At 64.2% G+C, this 19626-nt stretch carries 23 protein-coding genes and 1 pseudogene; 16 read left to right on the forward strand and 8 right to left on the reverse strand.

All coding sequences use genetic code 11. From position 1 onward, the window contains the following. Nucleotides 1-67 precede the first annotated feature (67 nt). Nucleotides 68-928, reverse strand: coding sequence for a LysR family transcriptional regulator (locus L2I41_RS13685; protein WP_237154135.1), 861 nt, complete (start codon nucleotides 926-928; stop codon nucleotides 68-70). Between the two features lie 189 nt (nucleotides 929-1117). Between L2I41_RS13685 and L2I41_RS13690 the strand changes: the two genes are divergently transcribed. Then, complete coding sequence (locus tag L2I41_RS13690) at nucleotides 1118-2635, forward strand: MFS transporter (RefSeq protein ID WP_237154136.1); 1518 nt, start codon at nucleotides 1118-1120, stop codon at nucleotides 2633-2635. A 39-nt stretch (nucleotides 2636-2674) separates the two neighbouring features. On the opposite strand, the gene L2I41_RS13695 is transcribed toward L2I41_RS13690, so the two are convergent. Then, nucleotides 2675-3553, reverse strand: a complete 879-nt coding sequence (locus tag L2I41_RS13695) for a LysR family transcriptional regulator (protein WP_237154137.1) — start codon at nucleotides 3551-3553, stop codon at nucleotides 2675-2677. 101 nt (nucleotides 3554-3654) lie between these two features. Here L2I41_RS13695 and gstA point away from each other — a divergent pair, with 101 nt between their 5' ends. Beyond that, complete coding sequence (gene gstA / locus L2I41_RS13700) at nucleotides 3655-4272, forward strand: glutathione transferase GstA (protein WP_237154138.1); 618 nt, start codon at nucleotides 3655-3657, stop codon at nucleotides 4270-4272. Nucleotides 4273-4368: 96 nt separating this feature from the next. After that, on the forward strand, nucleotides 4369-5331 hold the full coding sequence (locus L2I41_RS13705) for a LysR family transcriptional regulator (RefSeq protein WP_237154139.1): 963 nt from the start codon (nucleotides 4369-4371) through the stop codon (nucleotides 5329-5331). On the opposite strand, the gene L2I41_RS13710 is transcribed toward L2I41_RS13705, so the two are convergent. Further along, nucleotides 5314-5535: a helix-turn-helix domain-containing protein gene (locus tag L2I41_RS13710; protein WP_073625741.1), complete on the reverse strand. Its 222-nt coding sequence runs from the start codon at nucleotides 5533-5535 to the stop codon at nucleotides 5314-5316. The genes L2I41_RS13705 and L2I41_RS13710 overlap by 18 nt on opposite strands. Before the next feature lie 209 nt (nucleotides 5536-5744). Here L2I41_RS13710 and L2I41_RS13715 point away from each other — a divergent pair, with 209 nt between their 5' ends. From L2I41_RS13715 to L2I41_RS13725, 3 genes are all read left to right on the forward strand, one after another. Continuing rightward, nucleotides 5745-6044 carry a DNA -binding domain-containing protein gene (locus L2I41_RS13715; protein WP_237154140.1) on the forward strand — a complete coding sequence of 100 codons (300 nt, stop codon included), beginning with the start codon at nucleotides 5745-5747 and terminating at the stop codon, nucleotides 6042-6044. A gap of 116 nt (nucleotides 6045-6160) precedes the next feature. Next, nucleotides 6161-8152, forward strand: a complete 1992-nt coding sequence (locus L2I41_RS13720) for a conjugal transfer protein TraG (protein ID WP_237154141.1) — start codon at nucleotides 6161-6163, stop codon at nucleotides 8150-8152. An 11-nt stretch (nucleotides 8153-8163) separates the two neighbouring features. Then, nucleotides 8164-8586 carry a ribbon-helix-helix domain-containing protein gene (locus tag L2I41_RS13725; protein ID WP_237154142.1) on the forward strand — a complete coding sequence of 141 codons (423 nt, stop codon included), beginning with the start codon at nucleotides 8164-8166 and terminating at the stop codon, nucleotides 8584-8586. Nucleotides 8587-8733: 147 nt separating this feature from the next. Here the strand turns inward: L2I41_RS13725 and L2I41_RS13730 are convergent, their stop codons facing one another. Next, the gene (locus L2I41_RS13730; RefSeq protein ID WP_237154143.1) at nucleotides 8734-9555 is read right to left on the reverse strand and encodes a TrmB family transcriptional regulator; all 822 of its coding nucleotides are present in this window, start codon (nucleotides 9553-9555) and stop codon (nucleotides 8734-8736) included. A gap of 126 nt (nucleotides 9556-9681) precedes the next feature. Between L2I41_RS13730 and L2I41_RS13735 the strand changes: the two genes are divergently transcribed. The 3 genes from L2I41_RS13735 to L2I41_RS13745 are packed head-to-tail and all read left to right on the forward strand — an operon-like array spanning nucleotide 9682 to nucleotide 11609. After that, a complete protein-coding gene (locus L2I41_RS13735) occupies nucleotides 9682-10047 on the forward strand; it encodes a RidA family protein (protein WP_237154144.1) in 366 nt (121 codons plus the stop codon). Continuing rightward, entirely contained in the window at nucleotides 10044-11240 is a 1197-nt protein-coding gene (locus tag L2I41_RS13740) for an MFS transporter (protein WP_237154145.1), read from the forward strand. Before L2I41_RS13735 ends, L2I41_RS13740 begins: the two co-directional genes overlap by 4 nt. Before the next feature lie 3 nt (nucleotides 11241-11243). After that, on the forward strand, nucleotides 11244-11609 hold the full coding sequence (locus L2I41_RS13745; protein ID WP_237154146.1) for a cupin domain-containing protein: 366 nt from the start codon (nucleotides 11244-11246) through the stop codon (nucleotides 11607-11609). Nucleotides 11610-11661: 52 nt separating this feature from the next. On the opposite strand, the gene L2I41_RS13750 is transcribed toward L2I41_RS13745, so the two are convergent. The 4 genes and pseudogenes from L2I41_RS13750 to L2I41_RS13760 all read right to left on the reverse strand — a co-directional run bounded on the left by L2I41_RS13750 (nucleotide 11662) and on the right by L2I41_RS13760 (nucleotide 13762). Next, entirely contained in the window at nucleotides 11662-12852 is a 1191-nt protein-coding gene (locus tag L2I41_RS13750) for an MFS transporter (RefSeq protein ID WP_237154147.1), read from the reverse strand. Further along, a complete protein-coding gene (locus L2I41_RS21630; protein ID WP_390634250.1) occupies nucleotides 12776-13051 on the reverse strand; it encodes a MerR family transcriptional regulator in 276 nt (91 codons plus the stop codon). The genes L2I41_RS13750 and L2I41_RS21630 overlap by 77 nt, the downstream gene beginning before the upstream one ends. A gap of 45 nt (nucleotides 13052-13096) precedes the next feature. Then, nucleotides 13097-13234 (reverse strand): annotated as a pseudogene (locus L2I41_RS21635) (MerR family DNA-binding transcriptional regulator); the annotation flags it as partial. 60 nt (nucleotides 13235-13294) lie between these two features. Next, nucleotides 13295-13762 carry a carboxymuconolactone decarboxylase family protein gene (locus L2I41_RS13760; RefSeq protein WP_237154149.1) on the reverse strand — a complete coding sequence of 156 codons (468 nt, stop codon included), beginning with the start codon at nucleotides 13760-13762 and terminating at the stop codon, nucleotides 13295-13297. A 94-nt stretch (nucleotides 13763-13856) separates the two neighbouring features. Between L2I41_RS13760 and L2I41_RS13765 the strand changes: the two genes are divergently transcribed. The 7 genes from L2I41_RS13765 to trbK-alt all read left to right on the forward strand — a co-directional run bounded on the left by L2I41_RS13765 (nucleotide 13857) and on the right by trbK-alt (nucleotide 19624). After that, the gene (locus L2I41_RS13765) at nucleotides 13857-14351 is read left to right on the forward strand and encodes an RrF2 family transcriptional regulator (RefSeq protein ID WP_113425178.1); all 495 of its coding nucleotides are present in this window, start codon (nucleotides 13857-13859) and stop codon (nucleotides 14349-14351) included. 167 nt (nucleotides 14352-14518) lie between these two features. Next, nucleotides 14519-15526: a P-type conjugative transfer ATPase TrbB gene (gene trbB, locus L2I41_RS13770; protein WP_113425177.1), complete on the forward strand. Its 1008-nt coding sequence runs from the start codon at nucleotides 14519-14521 to the stop codon at nucleotides 15524-15526. A 35-nt stretch (nucleotides 15527-15561) separates the two neighbouring features. Then, nucleotides 15562-15855 (forward strand): TrbC/VirB2 family type IV secretion system protein, encoded by a 294-nt coding sequence (locus L2I41_RS13775; protein WP_315810818.1) that lies wholly within the window; start codon nucleotides 15562-15564, stop codon nucleotides 15853-15855. Continuing rightward, a complete protein-coding gene (locus L2I41_RS13780; protein WP_237154150.1) occupies nucleotides 15855-16136 on the forward strand; it encodes a VirB3 family type IV secretion system protein in 282 nt (93 codons plus the stop codon). The genes L2I41_RS13775 and L2I41_RS13780 overlap by 1 nt, the downstream gene beginning before the upstream one ends. A 14-nt stretch (nucleotides 16137-16150) precedes the next feature. Further along, entirely contained in the window at nucleotides 16151-18589 is a 2439-nt protein-coding gene (gene trbE, locus L2I41_RS13785) for a conjugal transfer protein TrbE (protein ID WP_237154151.1), read from the forward strand. After that, nucleotides 18586-19344, forward strand: a complete 759-nt coding sequence (gene trbJ, locus L2I41_RS13790; protein ID WP_237154152.1) for a P-type conjugative transfer protein TrbJ — start codon at nucleotides 18586-18588, stop codon at nucleotides 19342-19344. Before trbE ends, trbJ begins: the two co-directional genes overlap by 4 nt. A gap of 10 nt (nucleotides 19345-19354) precedes the next feature. Continuing rightward, the gene (gene trbK-alt, locus L2I41_RS13795; RefSeq protein WP_237154153.1) at nucleotides 19355-19624 is read left to right on the forward strand and encodes a putative entry exclusion protein TrbK-alt; all 270 of its coding nucleotides are present in this window, start codon (nucleotides 19355-19357) and stop codon (nucleotides 19622-19624) included. Nucleotides 19625-19626: the final 2 nt, after the last annotated feature.

Consider the following 19626-nt stretch of genomic DNA (forward strand, 5'->3'; position numbering starts at 1 on the left):
AATCCCGACGGATGCGCCAGATATCAGGCAATATGACTGCCAACCAAGGGCATCTTTGACGCGCCCGCTATCCGGCCATCGAACGATGCTCACGGAACGCAGCGGCGAGCGTGCGCAATGCAGCGCGCGACTTGGGATCGGTGAGTGTCGAGTGCAGTACGATCTCGGACGACGGCAGGCGCGGCAGCCTGAAACGCTCGCCGACTTCGACGGTGCCGGGCGGAGCAAGGCGACAGGAAAAGACGGCCATTGCAAGTCCGGCGGAGACGGCTGCCGTCACTGCCGACGAGCCGCCACCCAGGAACACTTCCGTCCAGGCGATGCCTGCCTCGTCGAGGGCGCGGGTCGCGATATCGCGAACGCCGCAGGAAGGCGACAGGGCGGCAAGCCGCAGGGGTTCGCCCTGGCGATGCTCGAAATCCGGGGAGGCGAACCACCCGAAATGCTCGGGGCCAAGAGCCTCGCCGTCGCGCCGGTCGTCTTCGCGACGAATGATGCAGGCGTCCAGTTCTCCGCGATCGAAGGCGTCGAGCAGCGTGCGCGAATTCTCCAGGCGCACCTCGATGCGCAGGCCCGGATCATACGCGTTGAGTTGCGCCAGAAGGGTCGGAAGCTCCGGCCCAGCCACATGCGCGGCGATACCGAGCCCGAAGCGGCGTGGGGTCGTGTAAGCGAGCGCCGACAGCGCGGCTTCGTGCGCGGCAAGAAAGTCGCGAGCCCGGTCGAGAAAGACGGCGCCGTGTGCGGAGAGCCGGACGTGGCGCGGCGTGCGCTCGATCAGGCGTTGGCCGATCCGTTCTTCCAGGCGCCGCAGCTTTACGCTGATCGCCCCCTGGGTGGTGCCGAGGGCTTCCGCCGCTCGCGTGAAACTCTGAAGGTCGGCGATGGCCACGAAGGCCTGAACGGACTCGACATCGAGGGATGCCATTTCGATCATCCAGATTTGTTGTCTCTGAAATATTCAGCCATATCATTCTTATATCGTCAAGTTTCGCCTACGATCAGGTCCATTAACAACAGTCGCTCGCAAGACTGCCGTGCCACTCCGGCTTCAGCCGTTGGGGGTGAACGGCCGCGCGCGAGACGCCGAGTGATCTCGGCGCTGAAAGGCCTGACCATGTCCTTTGCTTCCTCGCGGCAAGGTAACCTTGCCTTGGCCGCCATCTGCTTGTCGGCTCTGATGTTCGGTTTCGAAATATCAAGCGTTCCGGCGATCCTGCCGACGCTGGAGAAAGTCCTTCGCGCCGATTTTCAAGAACTCCAGTGGACGATGAACGCCTACACCATCGCCGTGGCGACGGTCCTCATGGCTGCCGGCACACTGGCGGATCGCTTCGGGCGCAAGCGTCTACTCGTCGGCGCCATCGTTGCGTTCGGTGCCACCTCCCTGCTGTGTGGCCTTGCCCCCAACATGATAACCCTCATCGCCGGGCGCGCGCTCCAGGGAGCGAGCGGCGGCGCCATGCTGATTTGTGGGATCGCCGTGCTCTCGCATCAGTTCAGCACGGCGGCCGATCGAGCCCGAGCTTTCGGCTGGTGGGGCATCGTTACCGGGTTCGGTCTCGGCTTCGGTCCGGTGATCGGCAGCGGGATCGCCGCCCTGATGGGCTGGGCCTGGGTGTTTCTGATCCACGGTTTCATCGCCGTGCTGACCGTCATCCTGGCTTGGCGCGGTATTTGGGAATCGAAGGATCCAGCTGCTCGGCGCCTGGATCTCGGCGGGATCGCAACCCTGTCACTGGCCGTCTTTTGCGTCGCCTACGTCATCACTCAGGGCAGCGAACTCGGTTTCACCAGCCCGATCGCGCTGGCGATCGTCGCAATAGCCGCCCTCAGCCTCATCGCCTTCGTCATTGTCGAGCAGATCACGCCGCACCCGATGTTTGATTTCTCGGTGTTCCGAATCCGGCCGTTTTCCGGAGCTTTGTTCGGCTCGATGGGCATGAATTTCAGCTTCTGGCCGTTCATGATCTATCTGCCGATCTGGTTTCAGGCGGGGCTCGGTCTCGACGGGCTGACCGCTGGCCTTGCACTTCTCGCCTACACCCTGCCGACGCTGGTCGTGCCGCCCTATGCCGAACGCCTTTCGCTGCGTCTTGGTGCCGGCACCGTCATCCCGGCGGGACTGTTCGTGATCGGTCTCGGCTTTTTCATCATGAAGATCGGAACAGGCGGTGGTCCGGCTGCCTTGCCGACGGTGCTGGTCGGCGCGTTGCTGGCCGGGATTGGCCTCGGGGCGACCAACACGCCGGTCACCAACACCACGACTGGATCTGTGTCGAGCGACAGGGCCGGCATGGCATCCGGCATCGACATGAGCGCTCGGATGATCTCGCTCGCCATCAACATCGCGCTCATGGGCTTTGTCTTGGTCGACGGTGTTTTGAAGCGCCTGAGTGCGGCGTCAGGAGCGTTCGACGCCACGCAACTTCGGCACATCGCCGAACAGATCGCCGCCGGAAACGTCGGTGCTCTCGATCAAGCCGCTCCGGGAATGTCGAAGGTGCTCGGTCCTGCCGCACTGGCCGGCGGCTTCGGTGAGGTGATGCTCTACGGCGCCATTGGTGTCTGGGTGCTGGCCGCACTCAGCTTCTTCACCTTCGGGAGGAGGAGGGACGCCCATGCCGCTAGGTGAGGTTGGAGACCGGCAGCCGGCCCGTCCGAGTGTCTTGCGCTATGCCGAGGTCGGCGCGGTCGAGCGACGCGCCACCTCGACGAACAGGTTTCCGGCCCGGGAGAGCGGTCGCACTTGCGAAGCGACGAGTCCGAACTCGCGATGCAACGGCGATGCGAGCTTCGAAACCCGGAAGCCGCGGTGCTGTTCCGGCAGGGTGGATTCCGGCACGAGGCTGACACCCGCGCCCTCCCGAACCAGGGCAATCGCGCTCGACCAATCGCGCACCTCGATCTGCACGTTCTGGAGCGTCAATCCAGCCGCGTCGGCAAGCGAGCGGGCGTTCGTATGGCACCCGCCGGTGGCGAGAACGAAAGGCGCTGCCGCCAGTTCGGCCAACGAGACCGAAGTACGCCGTGACAGGGGATGCGCCGCCGGCAGGATCGGAACCCAGGCATCCCGTCCGAGTGGAACGGCTTTTCTGGCCGGTGACGGGTTGAGAACGACGCCGAGGTCGATCGATCCCGCCGCGAGCCAAGCCTCCACTTCCAAGTCGTCGGTTTCGAGCGGCACGAGGTCGATGCCCGGATGGAGCGTGCGAAAACGCCGAAGCAAGGGCGGAAGGACAGTGGCGAAGACGCTTGGAAACCCCGCCAGACGGATGGCACCGGTCTCCTCGCCGATCAGCGCCATCGCCTCCCTTTCGATCGCCTCCAGATGCGAAAGGGCTGTTCGCGCATGCTCGAGCGCGCGCTCTCCGAAGGCGGTCAATTCGACTCCCCGTGGCTGGCGGATGAGCAGTTTCACGCCCAGACTCTCTTCGAGCGCGGCCAGGGCTTGGCTCACCCCCGATTGGGTGACGCCGAGCTTATCCGCGGCTGCGGTGAAGCTGCCGGCCTCGGAGACGGCGATCAGGCTCTGGAGTTGGGTCAGGTTCATAGTAGTCAAGCTTATGTCAGAAAAATATGGGAGTAATTTTTATTATATCACGGGACCTGCCAATGTGGGTGGCGATTTTCCCCCTCAGCGAGGCCCCGACGATGAAGCTCTATTTCGCCCCCGACACCTGTTCGCTCTCGCCGCACATCGTGCTTCAGGAACTCGGAATGCCCTACGAACTCGTCCGTGTGAACAATCGGACGAAACGCACATCCACGGGAGAGGACTTCCTCTCCATCAATCCGAAGGGCTATGTCGCGGCGCTCGAACTCGATACCGGCGAGGTTCTGACCGAAGGACCGGCCATCGTTCAGTATTTGGCCGACCTGATGCCGGAGGTGGGATTGGCTCCGGCCGCCGGTACGCTGGCGCGGGTTCGGCTGCAGGAATGGCTCAACTTCATCACCAGCGAAATCCATTCCGGATCGAGCCCGCTGTTCAATCGAGCCTTGCCGGAGGAGGTGCTGGTGATCTTCCGGGACCGGCTGTTCCGGCGTCTCGACTTCATCGAGATGAACCTCGCATCTCGGGATTATCTGGTGGGCGACGGTTTCACGGTCGCCGACGCCTATCTCTTCACCGTGCTCGGCTGGATGAAGGGTTTTTCGATCGATCTCGACCGTTGGCCGGCGATTGCGCTCTACATGCAGCGGATCGACGCGCGGGCGTCCGTCCAATCTGCTTTGGCACGGGAGGCCGAGACGTCTCCGGTGGCATAAAGGAGGAAATGGGGTGCTGGGCCGGTTCAAGTCAACATGGCTGGGGCCGTTCCAGTCGCGTTGGATCGCCGAGCGCGTAGCGGGATCGGAGGCGCGATGCGGCGACGAGCGCACAATGGCCAGGAGGTTGTCGATCAACAGAATGCGCTGTTGAGAGGCCGCATCCCCCTCGCGGCGCTGATCCAGACGCTGTCCGTGGCCGAGTATCTGAATTTTCGCCACGCCGCGAATGCTCTCGGCGTCAGCCAGTCGAGCGTGAGCACCAGGATCAAGACGCTGGAAGAGGATCTCGGTGTTGTTCTGTTCGAGCGCCGCCACCGTGGCGTCCGCCTGACTGACGCCGGCCGCAGTTTCATCACGGAGGTAGCCGTTGGGATCGGTCACCTCGATCTTGCAATCAAGACCGCAGGGGCGGTTTTAAACGGCGCGATTGGTCATCTGTCGATTGGACTCCTGTCTTCGATCGCTTCGGGCTTCCTGGCCGATCTGCGCCGCCGGTATAGAGACGAGCATCCAGAGATCGAACTCGACATCGTAGAGGGACGTTCCGACGAGATCATTCGTCAGGTCCGCGAAGCCAAGCTCGACATCGCCTTCGTGGTTGGGGCCGTAGAAGTTCCCGACTGCCATTCACGGCAACTATGGTCGGAAGCAATGATGGCCGTGCTGCCACAGGACCATCCGTTGGCGAGCGCCGAGCGTCTCGTGTGGCGTGATCTTGCCCCGGAAACCTTCTTAGTACGGCAAGACGGCGCTGGTCCTCAGGTTCTGGACCATATCGTTCGCAGACTCTCCGAACGTGAGAAGTCGCCGCGCATTCGCCGATGCGATGTCGGTCGAGACACGCTGATGCACATGGTTGCTGCCGGTGACGGGATTACGCTGACGAGCGAAGCTGCTGCTCATGTCCCGTTTCCCGGCGTTCTGTTCCGGCCTATCGCCGATGAGCCGGATCGGGCGAGATTCAGCGCGGTCTGGTCGCCGCACAATCGCGGTCCAACCCTCATGCATCTGCTCGATCTTGCTACCGAGATGAGCAAATCAGCGCGATCTGGCTGATTCCTTCAAAAGCTCACCCGGCTCAATTCCAAGCGCCTCGGCAATCTGCCCAAGAACCGTGACGCTGGCGGAAACGTCGGCGCGCTCGATAGCGCCGATATAGCGCGCGCTCAGGCCGGACTGGTCGGCCAGCTCTTCCTGCGTCATTTGCTTGTCATGGCGCAGCCGACGCAGATTGACCGCCATAACCTCCTTGAGATCCATGGCGAAATGAGAGCCTGCATCGGAATGATCGTTCCAGGAACGATCATTCCGATTCGTGCTGAAACGTGCTATAGATGCGCGCGGCTAAGCGATGAATTCCTGCCCGCAGCCGCAGAGGTCCGTGCTTCACCAGGCTCTTTGTCTCAAAATTGAGGAGCTGTTGAACTATTCCTTGCGGGTCGCTGTATTGTCGAAAGGAGGGCCGTCCGATGCGGACACGCCCCGAACTCGATCCCGATGTTGACGATCTCGCTCCCAGCGAGCGAGAGATCACGGCATACGATGAACGGCACTTCGTGACCTATCTTCGGCTGCTTGATGCCGAGACGGACGGAGCCGATTGGACCGAGGTAGCTCGCATCGTTTTGCACCGCGATCCGACAGCGGAAACGGTTCGAGCCCGGACCTGTTGGGAAAGCCATCTTGCGCGCGCGCAGTGGATGACGAAGACCGGCTATCGCAAGATACTGGAACAGGCGGCGACCGAGGCGCGATCAGCGCCGCACTGAGCGTCCTTTTTCTTCGCCGTGGTATCCGAAACCCCGGTGTTTCGGATTTTCTGTTGCTTCTGGCTGGCACGGCTATTCTCTGATCGGCTCCGTCTCTTTTGCCGATTGGAGCCTTTATGTCCGGAAGCCGCGTCCTGTGGGGACAAGTCGCCGTCGTTCTCGTGATCGTGCTCACCGCCATCTGGTGTGCGACCGAGTGGACGGCGTGGCGTCTCGGCTTTCAGGCGCAGCTTGGCGTCCCATGGTTCGAGCTAGCCGGCTGGCCGATCTACTATCCGCCGATCTTCTTCTGGTGGTGGTATTGCTACGACGCCTATGCGCCGCCGATCTTCATTGAAGGCGCCTGCATCGCTGTGTCGGGGGGCTTTATCTCGATCATCGTCGCCATCACCCTGTCGGTGATCCGAGCGCGCGAGGCGAAGAACGTCGCCACCTGCGGCTCGGCGCGATGGGCCGAACCGGAGGAAATCCGCGCCGCCGGATTGCTCGGCCCCGATGGGGTATTGCTTGGCCGGCTCGACGGTGACTATCTCCGTCATGACGGCCCCGAGCATGTGCTGTGCTTCGCCCCGACGCGATCGGGCAAAGGCGTCGGCCTCGTCGTGCCGACGCTGTTGACCTGGCCGGGCAGCACGATCATCCACGACATCAAGGGCGAGAATTGGGGTTTAACGGCTGGTTTTCGCGCACGGTACGGCCGCGTGCTGCTGTTCGATCCGACCGATCCGGCATCGTCGGCCTATAATCCGCTGCTGGAGGTGCGGCGCGGCGACAAGGAAGTCCGTGACGTGCAGAACATCGCTGACATCCTCGTCGATCCGGAAGGCGCGCTCGACAAGCGCAACCATTGGGAAAAGACCAGCCATTCGCTGCTGGTCGGCGCGATCCTGCATGTTCTCTACGCGGAACCCGACAAGACGCTGGCCGGCGTCGCCAACTTCCTCTCCGATCCGAAGCGGCCCGTTGAGGCGACGCTGCGCGCCATGATGAACACGGCGCACCTCGGCAAGGCCGGTGTCCACCCGGTCATCGCGTCTTCGGCCCGCGAGCTTCTCAACAAGAGTGACAACGAGCGGTCAGGCGTGCTCTCCACCGCCATGTCGTTTCTCGGCCTCTATCGCGATCCCGTGGTGGCGAAGGTGACGGCACGGTGCGACTGGCGCATCGCCGATCTGGTGGAGGGGGAGATGCCGGTCAGTCTCTACCTCGTGGTCCCGCCTTCAGACATCAATCGCACCAAGCCGCTGATCCGCCTGCTGCTCAATCAGGTCGGCCGGCGCCTGACCGAAGACCTGAAGACCTCCACCAACCGCCATCGCCTACTGCTGATGCTCGACGAGTTTCCGGCGCTCGGCCGTCTCGACTTCTTCGAGAGCGCACTCGCCTTCATGGCGGGCTACGGCATCAAGTCCTTCCTGATTGCCCAGAGCCTCAATCAGATCGAGAAAGCTTACGGCGCGAACAACAGCGTGCTCGACAATTGCCATGTGCGCGTCGCCTTCGCCACCAACGACGAGCGCACCGCCAAGCGCGTGTCGGACGCCCTCGGCACCGCGACCGAGATGCGCGATTCCACCAACTACGCCGGCCACCGGCTGTCGCCCTGGCTCGGCCACCTCATGGTGTCGCGGCAGGAGACTGCCCGGCCGCTGCTCACCCCCGGCGAAGTGATGCAGCTCCCGCCCGCCGACGAATTGCTGCTGGTCGCGGGTGTGCCACCCATCCGAGCGAAGAAGGCGCGCTATTACGAGGACGCGCGCTTCCGCGAGCGCCTGCTGCCAGCGCCCAAACCGCAACCGGCAAAAGGCCCGGCAAAGCCACCAGCCGATGATTGGACGGCGCTGGCAATCCCCACCGCCTCAGCGGGGGCGCCGCAGAGAAATGCTGATAGCGGCGACGGCGACCCGGCCAATGCCGGTATCCGACGCGAGCCGGAATTGCCGGAGCATGAGGAGATCGCGCCGCCGGATCACTCGCCAATCGGGGAGTTCGACCTGCTCGACGATGAACCTGACGTGGATGCCACCAAGGCGCGCAGCCTCCGCCAGCAGGTCACATCGGTCGCCCGGCAGGCGTCGCTGGACCCGGCCGATGGCATTGAATTGTGAAGGGGACGGCCATGCAGACCAAGACCCGCATGAACGTCTATTTCGACCCTGACCTCCTGAAGAAGGTCGAGGCGCTGGCGCTCCGCCGCAACATCTCCAAATCCGCCGTAATCGAAGCCGCTGTCGCTTCCTTCCTGTCCGCCGATGCCTCCGAACGGCTGGAGGCCGTGTTCGCCCGCCGCATGGATCGCATCGGCCGCCAGATCGAGGGCATGGACGAAGACCTCGCCATCCTCGGCGAGACGTTATCGCTGTTCATCCGCTTTTGGCTGACCATCACACCGCCATTGCCCGACAGCGCGCAGGCGTCGGCAAGGGCGAAAGGCGCGGAGCGCTTCGAGAGCTTCCTGCAAACGCTTGGGCGGAGACTCGCGACTGGGGATCGGTTTTTGAAAGAGCTGTCCAGGGATGTCTATTCTCGGGGCGAAAGGTGATGGTTAGTCCAGCCCGCGGTGAGTTGGCCGTCGCTGCGACTTAAGTTGGGGGTCGACCCGGAAGGTGATACGCAATGCCGGGACACCTGTAAAACCGCTGCGGCGAGTATTTCAGGCTCATAGGCACTGCCCTACAAGGTAGCCGGCCTAAACGGCTTGGTTCACGGCTGGGGCTAGAATGGCCCGCATATCCGGCGTCGCCAGAAGCTGCTGATAGTCGCTTGCCGGCATCGCGTTGATGAGCAGACGACCGCCGACATCGGCCTTGATGTATTCCACTGCCAAGAGGCACGTCACCGGGTTGGTCGTCAGCACGGCCTGATCGGGCGTGCGGTCACCGAATTCGGCGACGACAGTCTCGCTGTCGTCCGCCACGACCACGGCCAGCCGGCGGCCGGACAGGCGCAGGCGCGCACTCGCACCGCATTCGGAGAGATCGTAGGTGCGCGGCCCGACAAGCGTCCGCTTGCCGTAGATCGCCACATGGGCGTCGACGCCCCGCGCGGCCGCTTGCTCGATCAACGGACCGATCTCGTCCATTTCCTCATCCCAGATGCCCGCAAAGATGCTGCGCTTGGCTCCGGCCGCAACGCGCGCGAAGGCCTGCACGATCGCCTGCCGGCTGCGCAGCGACCAGACGAGACCCGGCTCCTCCTGGGCAGGGAGGCTGTCGAGCTTCTCTTTGGCGGCACAGACATCGGCTTCGAAGCGAGACTGCATGACGGCCAAAAGATCGGCATGCGGAACCGCGCTGTAGCGGACGGGCTCGGACCGGTTGACCAGAACCGCCCCCTTGCTCTCAAGCCGCGCGAGGGTCTCGTAAATTTTGGACGGCGGCATGCCCGCGCCTCGGCCGACCTCAGCGCCGGTCAGGGCGCCTTTGCCAACCAAGGCGATGTAGGCCTGCGCCTCGTATTGCGAAAACCCGAGACGGGTCAGTGTGTTGATCAGGTCTGGGTCGGTGGTCATGACACGCGCGCCACCCGCACTTGACCAGGCGGCTCCTCGAAAAAGCGGATTTGGAACTCTTGACTACCATGGTGGTAAGTGGCACCAATATCAACTACTACCACAGTAGTAATTGGAGAAGCATCCATGCGCACACTCATCAGCACGGGCTCCCCCTGGGAGCCGAAGGTCGGCTATTCGCGGGCCGTGATCGTGAACGACACGATCTTCATTTCGGGCACCGCGGGGAAGGGACCCGACGTCTATGCCCAGACCAGGGACGCGCTCGCCACGATCGAGACGGTTCTGACGGAGAACGGCTTCGCCTTGAGCGATGTCGTGCAGAGCCGGCTGGTCGTCGCCGATTTCGAACACTGGCAGGACGCTGCGCGCGCCCACGGCGAGGTCTACAGCACGATCCGGCCGGCGTTTTCGCTGGTGCACGCGCTGCCCTTCGTCGAGGACACGATCCTTGTCGAAGTGGAGGCCATTGCCGTGCGGAGAGCCGCGTGACGACCGCGCCCGATCCGCGGGAGCGGCCATTGTCCGCCGGCGTGATCGTCCTCTTGGCCATCACCGCCGGCGGAGCGATCGCCAACAATTATGCGATCCAACCGAGCCTCGCTGCGATCGCGCAGGATCTCGGTACCACGCCGAGCGCCATCAGCCTGATTGTCTCCGCCATCATGTTCGGATATCTCGCAGGGCTGGCGCTGCTGGTGCCGTTGGCTGATCGCGTCGATCCGCGCTGGCTGATCCCCGGTCAGCTCATTGCGCTGGCGGCGGCGCTGACGGCGGCCTCGGCGGCACCGAACGCCGGTCTTCTCTTGATCTGCCTCCTCGCTGTCGGGGCGACAACCACGGTCGCGGCACAGACGAGCGCCATTGTCGGCAAGCTCGCGGCACCCGCTCACCGAGGCAGGCAAATGGGGCTGATCTCGGCGGGCATCTCGGCTGGTATTCTCCTGTCACGCTTCGTCGGAGGGCTTCTCTCGACTTGGGGCGGATGGCGGGTGATGCTGTTGTGTTTTGCCGGAGCTTGTTGCGTTGCCGCACTGGCGACAGCCTTGAGGCTGCCAGATCGCCGGCTGCAGACCACGAAGGGGTATTTCCTCACCTTGCGTTCGGTGCCGGGATTGCTGGTTCATTTTCCGCAACTGCGGCTTTCGGCGGCGGCCGGCATGCTCTGGTTCTTCGCCTTCAGCTCCATCTGGGTTGGGCTGGCGATTTCACTGGCAGAGCCGCCGTGGTCGCTGAGCGCCGACGCGATCGGCCTCTACAGTCTTGCCGGGCTGCTTGGACTCTTCGTCACACCGATGGCTGGACGCTGGGCGGATCGGTACGGCGCGCGACGGGTCAAGCTTGTCGGCCTTACGGTTGCGGCCGTATCGAGCCTCGTTCTCCTATCCTCTCTCGGTCAGCCCTTCGTCTCGGCTCCGGCCCTCGCGGTTTTTGATGCCGGCTGTTTTGCCGCGCAGGTCGCGAACCAGGCCGCCGTCGTCCGGCTCGACCCCGACCGCTCCGGCGCCCTGAACGCGGCCTACCTTCTGCTCTATTATGCGGCTGGTGCGATCGGGACAGCCGTCGCCGGACCGGTCGTGGCGGCGGGCGGATGGCCCCTTCTGACTGGTGTCGCCACCACGGCCATCGTCGGCGCAATCGTGGCGTCTTGCTTTCATGTCGAGTCGGAGACGAAGAGGGTCTGAAAGATGTTCCAACAAGGCGAACTCGGCACGAAATTCGCTGCTTTTTCCGAGCATTGGCGGCCGAAAGTCATCGCCAGCCTCAATGGTCAGGAGGTCAAGATCGTGAAAGTTCTCGGGGTCTTTCCTTGGCATAGACACGACGACTGCGAGGAAATGTTCGTCGTGTGGAAGGGCCGTTTTCGCGTCGAGTTTCGCGACCGGATTGCTGATATGGGGCCGGGAGAATACGTGGTTGTTCCGCGTGGCGTAGAGCATCGAACCGCGGCTGACGAGGAAGCGGAGGTCATTATCTTTGAGCCTGCTGAAACCCGTAACACCGGCAACGTCATCGACGAGACCTTCACCGCCCCTCAGGGGGTAACGATTTGACGCTCAGAAATAGCCGCAAGCGCCTGCTTCGTTCGGCGATCTGCAGGCAAATCTATCGGCTGGCTTCGCAGACAGGGCCTACTTGCTGCGATCGCCGGTCGACGAGATTGACACCAAGTGCGACGAGCGTGCAGACGCCGAGCAGAATGGCCGCGTTGACGGTGTCCCCACGTCCGATCCAACTCGCGACGATCGGCGCCAGCGCGAGCAGCGCGCCGTTGTTCATCGATTCCGACGACGCCAGCACGAAGCCCGCATCGGTGCCGGCTCGGCTCGCCTGAATGGCGGTGTTGGCGGGGGCGGCGAGGCCTGATGCAAAACCCCAGAGAGCCAGTAGTCCGATGGCGAAGCCGAGGCTCGGTTCGGTCGCCAGGAAGGCGCTCTGCGTTACGAAGATGAGCGCGATGGCGAAGACGAGGACGGTTTCTGGACGGCCGACCCAGGCGGTGAGGCGCCCGATGGCGAGATTGCCCGCCGCGAGGCCGACCCCGAAGGCGGTGACGGACAGCCCGACCATGCTGGTCGAAAGACCGTAGCGGCTGCGCAGCACCTCGCCGGAGATCAGGAACCCTGCGATCGTCGCGCCGAGCCAGAAGCCCTTGGAGAGGTTGGGCCGGAGGATTGCGCCATCGAGCAGGCGAGCGGCCGAGCTTTTGAGCGGTTGGCCTTGCCGTGCAACAGACGGCGGTAGAATGCGCGCGGCCAGCACGAGAACGGCGAGGCAGCCGCAGGCAACCGCGATGAATGGCGCCTGCCACTCGAAGGCATCGGTTAGGAGCCCCGCGAAGGTCGGCCCGGTGGCGATGCCGAGGGTCAGGCCGAAGAGGACGAGGCCCATGGCGCCAGCTTGGCGGTCTTCGGGAACGGTCTCGGCGATGAGGGCAAAGGCGGTCGGCGTCAGGGCCGCGCCCGCTGCGCCGCCGAGAATGCGGGCGATGATCGCGAAGGTGAGCGAGGGGGCGAAGGCGACGGCCAGCGCATCGGCGGCAAAGAGCCCCATGGCCGGCAGGAGAAGGCGCCGCCGGCCGATCCGGTCGCTGAGGAGGCCGATGAGCGGCGCGAGCACCGCATAGGACACCGCATAAGCCGAGACGAGCCAGGCGATATCGGCTGGTTTCGCGGCGAAGGCCGACGCTAGCGGCGTCAGCATCGGCGCGAGCATGAATTCAACTGCTCCGACGAAATAGACCGCGAGCGCCAGGGTGGCGAGGATGAGCGCGGGCGATGGGGCTGGCTTCGGCATGAACAGGCGCCTCCGGTACGCTGGTGTCGTCCTGACCGGAGGCAGCCTTCAGGGTGATGAGAAGCTTCTGGCGGCGGGTTTCGAGATCGGCCATCTGCCGTTCGATCGCCGCAAGCTTCAACCGATGTGCAGCGGCCACCTTCGGACAGGCGGTGACCGTGGCGGGATCATCGACGATGCAGTTGAGAAAGGTCGCGATTTCCTCGGTGGTGAAGCCGAGCCGGATCATCCGGCCGATGCGGCGCACCAGAAGCACATCGGCTTCGTCGAAATCGCGGTAGCCGTTCTCCTCGCGGGTGGCGCGGATCAGGCCGACCTTCTCGTAGTGACGGATGGAGCGCACGCTCGCCCCCGTCCTTTTTGCAACGTCTCCGATCTTCATCCGCCCTCCTGCTGCATCTCGTAACCCCTGACATCAATGTCAGGGTCAAGAGCAAATCGATCAAGGAGCAACCGCGTTCTTTTCCGTGCCGACCGGGTGCTGCATGCGGGAACTGACCGCGATGCGATTCCAGATGTTGATGGTTCCGATGGCGATCGTCAGCTTGGCGATGTCGGTCTCCGAGAAGATGGCGCGGACGGTTTCAAAAGCAGCGTCGGGAATGCCCGTTTCGGCGGCGAGCGTCACGCTTTCGGTCCATTCGAGGACCGCCCGATCGCGCGCGTTGAAGAACGGGGACTCGCGCCAAACGGCGACGAGATGCAGCAATTGGGCGTCCATCCCGTCCGCCAGCGCGTCCTTCACATGCAGGTCGACGCAATAGGCGCAGCCGTTGATCTGCGAGGCGCGCAGCTTGACGAGATGAAGCGTGCGCTTGTCGAGGCCCGACTTGGTCACTGCGCCGTCGAGGGCGCGGACGGCCTGATAGAGCTCGGGCGCCAGGGCGGCGATGTTCAGTCTGGGGTGCATGGGTGCCTCCGGTAGCGAGAGGGGTTGGCTGAGAATCATGGATAATATATATCCATGATTAGGACGCAATCCAAGAACGGAACGGGAGAAGGCGATGCGGCGCATGAGCGACGGGGTGGAGGCGGCGCTGCACTGTGCCTTGGTGCTGGCCGGATTGCGGGAGGGCAAAGTGCTTCCGGGCAAGAGTCTCGCCGAATTGCACGGCGTTTCGGAAACCTATCTTCTGAAGCACCTGCGGGCGCTCGCTGCGGCTTCCGTCATTGATGCCGTGCCGGGGCCGCGCGGCGGCTATCGGCTGGCGCGCGACCCGGCGCGCATCACGTTGCTCGACATCGTCGAAGCGATCGACGGACGGGAGCCCGCCTTCGTCTGCCGCGAAATCCGACGGCGCGGCCCCGGCAAGGCGAAGGACCCGTGCGTCTACAAGGCGGACTGCTTCATCAAGACCCGCATGATCGCCGCCGAGGAAGCTTGGCGGGCTGTCCTGAAACAGCAGACCCTTGCCGATCTCGTTGCCGACGGAGCCCAATTGATCGACGCGCATAACAAGAAGGCGGTGGCGACCTACGTCGAGAACGCACAGCGCTGAGCGATATCGACCGGCCGACAGCGAATAACCAATCCCGCCAATCACCGCCTTTTCTTCGCCAAGGCCGCTCGTCATCAAATCCTTGTTGAATCAGCCCAATTTCCGGCTCTTTTAATCGACCCCGTCTGGGGACCGTCTGACTTCTCCCCGGCGAGATCGGGGATCGGATGGCGGCTTCGCACCACAATTCTGAAGGGCTTGCACGTGGCGCGCGGATGCTGCGCACGGCGCTTGGGCCGGCGATTGCCCTGTTCCTGGAAGACGCTTCCGTTGTCGAAGTGATGCTGAACCCGGACGGGCGCATCTGGATCGACCGTCTTTCCGAAGGGCTTTCCGATACCGGCGAGGTGCTGTCACCCGCCGATGGCGAGCGCATCGTGCGTTTGGTCGCTCATCACGTTGGCGCCGAGGTTCATGCAAGTCGCCCGCGTGTTTCGGCCGAACTGCCCGAGACCGGCGAACGGTTCGAGGGGCTGTTGCCGCCCGTGGTCGCAGCACCGGCCTTTGCCATTCGCAAACCCGCTGTCGCTGTGTTCACGCTCGACGATTACGTGCGCGCCGGGATCATGTCCGCGGCACAGGCGGAAGCGCTCCGTCAAGGTGTTGCCTCCCGCGCCAATATCCTCGTCGCTGGCGGCACCTCGACCGGCAAGACGACGTTGACCAACGCGCTGTTGGCGGAGGTCGCGAAGACATCCGATCGCGTCGTCATCATCGAGGATACGCGCGAACTGCAATGCGCCGCGCCCAACCTCGTCGCGATGCGGACGAAGGATGGCGTCGCCTCGCTCTCCGATCTCGTCCGCTCCTCGCTGCGCCTGCGCCCCGACCGTATCCCGATCGGCGAAGTGCGCGGCGCGGAAGCGCTGGACCTGCTCAAAGCCTGGGGCACCGGCCATCCCGGCGGCATCGGCACGATCCACGCCGGCAGCGCCATCGGTGCACTACGGCGCATGGAGCAGCTCATCCAGGAAGCCGTCGTCACCGTCCCGCGCGCTCTGATCGCCGAGACCATCGATCTCGTGGCCGTGCTTTCCGGCCGTGGTGCCGCGCGCCAGCTCGCCGAACTCGCCCGTGTCGATGGCCTTGGCCCGGACGGCGATTACCGCGTCGTGCCTGCCGTCGACGGCGCATCGAACGCGATCAGCACCAACCCGGAAGGAGAAACTCCGTGATCCAAGTCGCACCCCTCGCGCGCCAACGTTTCGCCATAACCGTATCCATCGTCGCGCTCAGCGTGGCGGTGACGGCACCCGCCTATGCCTCCGGCTCGTCGATGCCGTGGGAACAGCCGCTGCAGCAGATCCTTCAGTCGATCGAAGGTCCGGTCGCCAAGATCATCGCCGTGATCATCATCATCACCACGGGCTTGGCGCTGGCTTTCGGCGACACCTCGGGTGGCTTCCGCCGCCTGATCCAGATCGTCTTCGGTCTGTCGATCGCGTTTGCGGCCAGTTCGTTCTTCCTCAGCTTCTTCTCGTTTGGCGGCGGGGCGCTGGTCTGATGGCGGGTGTCGGCGACCAGAACGACGAAGTGCCGGGTTTCACCGTGCCGGTTCACCGGGCGCTGACCGAACCGATCCTGCTCGGCGGAGCGCCGCGCGCCATCGCGATCATGAACGGCACCTTGGCCGGTGCGGTCGGCTTGGGCTTACGCCTCTGGCTGGTCGGCATCGCCATCTGGGCGATCGGGCACTTCGCGGCAGTGTGGGCGGCAAAGCGCGACCCGTTCTTTGTCGAGGTCGGTCGCCGCCATCTGCGCATCCCCACGCACCTTTCGGTCTGAACGGGAGCGCGGCCATGATGAACCTCGCCGAATATCGCAACCGCAATCGACGGCTCGCCGATTTTCTGCCTTGGGCCGCGCTGATCGGCACCGGCATCGTGCTCAACAAGGACGGCGGCTTCCAACGCACCGCATGCTTCCGTGGTCCCGATCTGGACTCGGCTGTGCCCGCCGAACTGGTCGCCGTTGCTGGCCGTCTCAACAACGCCTTCCGTCGTCTCGGCAGCGGATGGGCGATCTTCGTCGAGGCGCAACGTCATGCGGCCGGCATCTATCCTGCGAACCGTTTCCCTGATGCTGCCTCAGCCTTGGTCGATGCCGAGCGGAAAGCCGACTTCGAAGAAGCGGGTAGCCATTTCGAGTCCAGCTACTTCCTGACCTTCACCTACCTGCCACCGGTCGAGGACGCCGCGCGCGCCGAGATCTGGCTCTACGAGGGCCGCGAGAAGACCGGCATAGACCCGCGTGAGGTGATGACCGGCTTCGCTGATCGCACCGACCGGCTGTTGCATCTCATCGAAGCCTTCATGCCCGAATGCCGCTGGCTCGATAACGGCGAGACACTGACCTATCTGCACGGCTGCGTCTCCACGCACCGGCATCGCGTCCGCGTTCCCGAAACGCCGATGTATCTCGACGCGCTCTTGGCCGATCAGCCGCTCACCGGCGGGCTGGAACCGCGGCTGGGAGCGCAGCACCTGCGCGTCCTCACCATCACAGGCTTTCCGACCGCGACGACGCCGGGCCTGCTCGACGAACTGAACCGGCTGGCGTTCCCGTATCGCTGGTCCACCCGCGCCATCCTGCTCGACAAGACCGATGCCACCAGGCTGCTCACCAAAATCCGCCGGCAGTGGTTCGCCAAGCGCAAGTCGATCGCCGCGATCCTGAAGGAGGTGATGACCAACGAGCAATCCGTGCTCATGGACACCGACGCCTCGAACAAGGCAGCGGACGCCGACCTCGCGCTTCAGGAATTGGGCGCGGACTATGCCGGCATCGCCTATGTCACCGCCACCGTGACGGTCTGGGACGCCGATCCGCGCGCCGCCGACGAGAAGCAGCGGCTGGTCGAGAAAGTCATCCAGGGCCGCGATTTCACCGCGATGGTGGAGACCATCAACGCCGTGGACGCCTGGCTCGGCAGCCTGCCGGGCCATGTCTACGCCAACGTCCGGCAACCACCGATTTCCACACTCAATCTCGCCCACATGATCCCCCTCAGTGCCGTGTGGGCGGGGCCGGAACGGGACGAGCACTTTGGCGCCGCCCCGTTGCTCTTCGGCAAGACCGACGGCTCGACCCCGTTCCGGTTTTCCCTTCATGTCGGCGATGTCGGGCACACGCTGGTGGTTGGTCCGACCGGTGCCGGCAAGTCGGTGCTGCTGGCACTGATGGCTCTGCAGTTTCGCCGATATCCCGGGGCTCAGGTCTTCGCCTTCGATTTCGGCGGCTCGATCCGCGCCGCGGCGCTCGCCATGCGTGGCGATTGGCACGATCTCGGCGGCGGGCTGACCGACGGATCGGAAACCTCTGTCAGCCTTCAGCCACTTGCCCGTATCGAGGAAACATCCGAACGGGCATGGGCCGGGGACTGGATCGTCGCCATCCTCATCCGCGAAGGCGTTGCTATCACGCCAGAGGTGAAGGAACACATCTGGACAGCGTTGACCTCGTTGGCATCCGCGCCGATCGAGGAACGCACGATCACCGGCCTCTGCGTCCTGTTGCAGTCGAACGACCTGAAGCAGGCGCTCCGCCCATACTGCATCGGCGGAGCGTGGGGCCGGTTGCTCGACGCCGAGAGCGAGCATCTCGGCACTGCGACGGTGCAGGCCTTTGAGACCGAGGGGTTGATCGGCACCGAGGTCGCGCCTGCCGCTCTGGCCTATCTCTTTCACCGCATCGAGGATCGGCTCGACGGATCGCCGACGCTCATCATCGTCGATGAAGGCTGGCTGGCGCTCGACGACGAGGGCTTCGCCGGCCAACTCCGCGAATGGCTGAAGACGCTGCGCAAGAAGAACGCCAGCGTGATCTTCGCCACGCAGTCGTTGTCCGACATTGACGGCAGCGCCATCGCGCCCGCGATCATCGAAAGCTGTCAGACCCGGCTGCTGCTCCCGAACGAACGCGCGATCGAGCCGCAGATCACCGCCATCTATCGCCGTTTCGGTCTCAACGACCGCCAGATCGAGATCATCGCGCGGGCCATGCCGAAGCGCGACTACTACTGCCAGTCCCGGCGCGGCAATCGGTTGTTCGAGCTGGGCTTGTCGGACGTGGCGCTGGCGCTCTGCGCCGCGTCCTCGAAGACCGATCAGGCGGCGATCGCCAAGATCGTCACCGAGCATGGCCGCGATGGCTTCCTCGACGCCTGGCTGCGCCATCGCGGTGCCGGCTGGGCCGCCGACCTCATTCCCGACCTCACCAATCTGGAGATCCGCCCATGACCCTGCGCCGTTCGCGCGCGGCGCGCTTCGCCGCCGCCTTGCTGTCCGCCTCCGTCGCTGTCGCACCGATACTGGCGACGCCCGCGCACGCCATCATCGTCTTCGATCCCTCGAACTATGCGCAGAACGTCCTTCAGGCTGCCCGCGCTCTCCAGCAGATTACCAATCAGATCACCTCGCTGCAGAACGAAGCGCAGATGCTGATCAATCAGGCCCGCAATCTGGCGAGCCTGCCGTATTCGTCGCTCCAGCAGCTTCAGCAATCCGTGCAACGCACGCAGCAGCTTCTGGGGCAGGCGCAGAACATCGCCTACGACGTTCAGCAGGTCGATCGGACCTTCCAGCAGAAGTACTCGACCGCCTCGATGTCGGCGTCGGACCAGCAACTCGTCGCCGACGCCCGCTCGCGCTGGCAGAATACGGTCGGCAGCTTGCAGGACGCCATGCGCGTGCAGGCCGGCGTCGTCGGCAATATCGATACCAACCGCGCGCAGATGTCGACGCTTGTCGGTGCCAGCCAGTCGGCGACCGGCGCGCTCCAGGCAACGCAGGCCGGCAATCAGCTTCTTGCGCTCCAGGCACAACAGCTCGCGGACCTCACGGCTGTCGTTGCGGCGAACGGCCGGGCGCAGGCGCTCACCGATGCCGAGCGGGCGGCCGCGGTCGAGCAAGGCCGCGAGCAGCGCCGTCGCTTCCTGACGCCGGGCACGGGCTACCAGCCCGGCTCGGCCAAGATGTTCTACGGCAGCAACTGAGGTGGTGGCGATGGACGGCAAGACCTTCGCACGCATCGGCGCCATCGCTTTTGTCGCTGTGGCGATCACTGCCGCGGTGATCGAACTGACCCGCAACGACGCAGCGACGGAGATCCGCACTGTCAGCCGTCCTCACGTCGGTGATCCCGGATCGCTGCGAGCCACGCTACGGCATTGCCGGGACCTGGGCGAGGCCGCCAGCCGTGACGCGGTCTGCCTCAAGGCATGGGCGGAGAACCGGGACCGGTTCCTCGGCGCTACTTCACCGGAGGCGCATTGACC

It is taken from the genome of Oryzibacter oryziterrae (assembly GCF_021864535.1).
Classification (GTDB): domain Bacteria; phylum Pseudomonadota; class Alphaproteobacteria; order Rhizobiales; family Pleomorphomonadaceae; genus Pleomorphomonas; species Pleomorphomonas oryziterrae.

What these genes read in the sequence shown, in the direction of transcription:
- L2I41_RS13685 (WP_237154135.1), bottom strand. Translation starts at nt 928, where the DNA reads ATGGCATCCCTCGATGTCGAGTCCGTTCAGGCCTTCGTGGCCATCGCC.
- L2I41_RS13690 (WP_237154136.1), top strand. Translation starts at nt 1,118, where the DNA reads ATGTCCTTTGCTTCCTCGCGGCAAGGTAACCTTGCCTTGGCCGCCATC.
- L2I41_RS13695 (WP_237154137.1), bottom strand. Translation starts at nt 3,553, where the DNA reads ATGAACCTGACCCAACTCCAGAGCCTGATCGCCGTCTCCGAGGCCGGC.
- gstA (WP_237154138.1), top strand. Translation starts at nt 3,655, where the DNA reads ATGAAGCTCTATTTCGCCCCCGACACCTGTTCGCTCTCGCCGCACATC.
- L2I41_RS13705 (WP_237154139.1), top strand. Translation starts at nt 4,369, where the DNA reads ATGCGGCGACGAGCGCACAATGGCCAGGAGGTTGTCGATCAACAGAAT.
- L2I41_RS13710 (WP_073625741.1), bottom strand. Translation starts at nt 5,535, where the DNA reads ATGGATCTCAAGGAGGTTATGGCGGTCAATCTGCGTCGGCTGCGCCAT.
- L2I41_RS13715 (WP_237154140.1), top strand. Translation starts at nt 5,745, where the DNA reads ATGCGGACACGCCCCGAACTCGATCCCGATGTTGACGATCTCGCTCCC.
- L2I41_RS13720 (WP_237154141.1), top strand. Translation starts at nt 6,161, where the DNA reads ATGTCCGGAAGCCGCGTCCTGTGGGGACAAGTCGCCGTCGTTCTCGTG.
- L2I41_RS13725 (WP_237154142.1), top strand. Translation starts at nt 8,164, where the DNA reads ATGCAGACCAAGACCCGCATGAACGTCTATTTCGACCCTGACCTCCTG.
- L2I41_RS13730 (WP_237154143.1), bottom strand. Translation starts at nt 9,555, where the DNA reads ATGACCACCGACCCAGACCTGATCAACACACTGACCCGTCTCGGGTTT.
- L2I41_RS13735 (WP_237154144.1), top strand. Translation starts at nt 9,682, where the DNA reads ATGCGCACACTCATCAGCACGGGCTCCCCCTGGGAGCCGAAGGTCGGC.
- L2I41_RS13745 (WP_237154146.1), top strand. Translation starts at nt 11,244, where the DNA reads ATGTTCCAACAAGGCGAACTCGGCACGAAATTCGCTGCTTTTTCCGAG.
- L2I41_RS13750 (WP_237154147.1), bottom strand. Translation starts at nt 12,852, where the DNA reads ATGCCGAAGCCAGCCCCATCGCCCGCGCTCATCCTCGCCACCCTGGCG.
- L2I41_RS13760 (WP_237154149.1), bottom strand. Translation starts at nt 13,762, where the DNA reads ATGCACCCCAGACTGAACATCGCCGCCCTGGCGCCCGAGCTCTATCAG.
- L2I41_RS13765 (WP_113425178.1), top strand. Translation starts at nt 13,857, where the DNA reads ATGCGGCGCATGAGCGACGGGGTGGAGGCGGCGCTGCACTGTGCCTTG.
- trbB (WP_113425177.1), top strand. Translation starts at nt 14,519, where the DNA reads ATGGCGGCTTCGCACCACAATTCTGAAGGGCTTGCACGTGGCGCGCGG.
- L2I41_RS13780 (WP_237154150.1), top strand. Translation starts at nt 15,855, where the DNA reads ATGGCGGGTGTCGGCGACCAGAACGACGAAGTGCCGGGTTTCACCGTG.
- trbE (WP_237154151.1), top strand. Translation starts at nt 16,151, where the DNA reads ATGATGAACCTCGCCGAATATCGCAACCGCAATCGACGGCTCGCCGAT.
- trbJ (WP_237154152.1), top strand. Translation starts at nt 18,586, where the DNA reads ATGACCCTGCGCCGTTCGCGCGCGGCGCGCTTCGCCGCCGCCTTGCTG.
- trbK-alt (WP_237154153.1), top strand. Translation starts at nt 19,355, where the DNA reads ATGGACGGCAAGACCTTCGCACGCATCGGCGCCATCGCTTTTGTCGCT.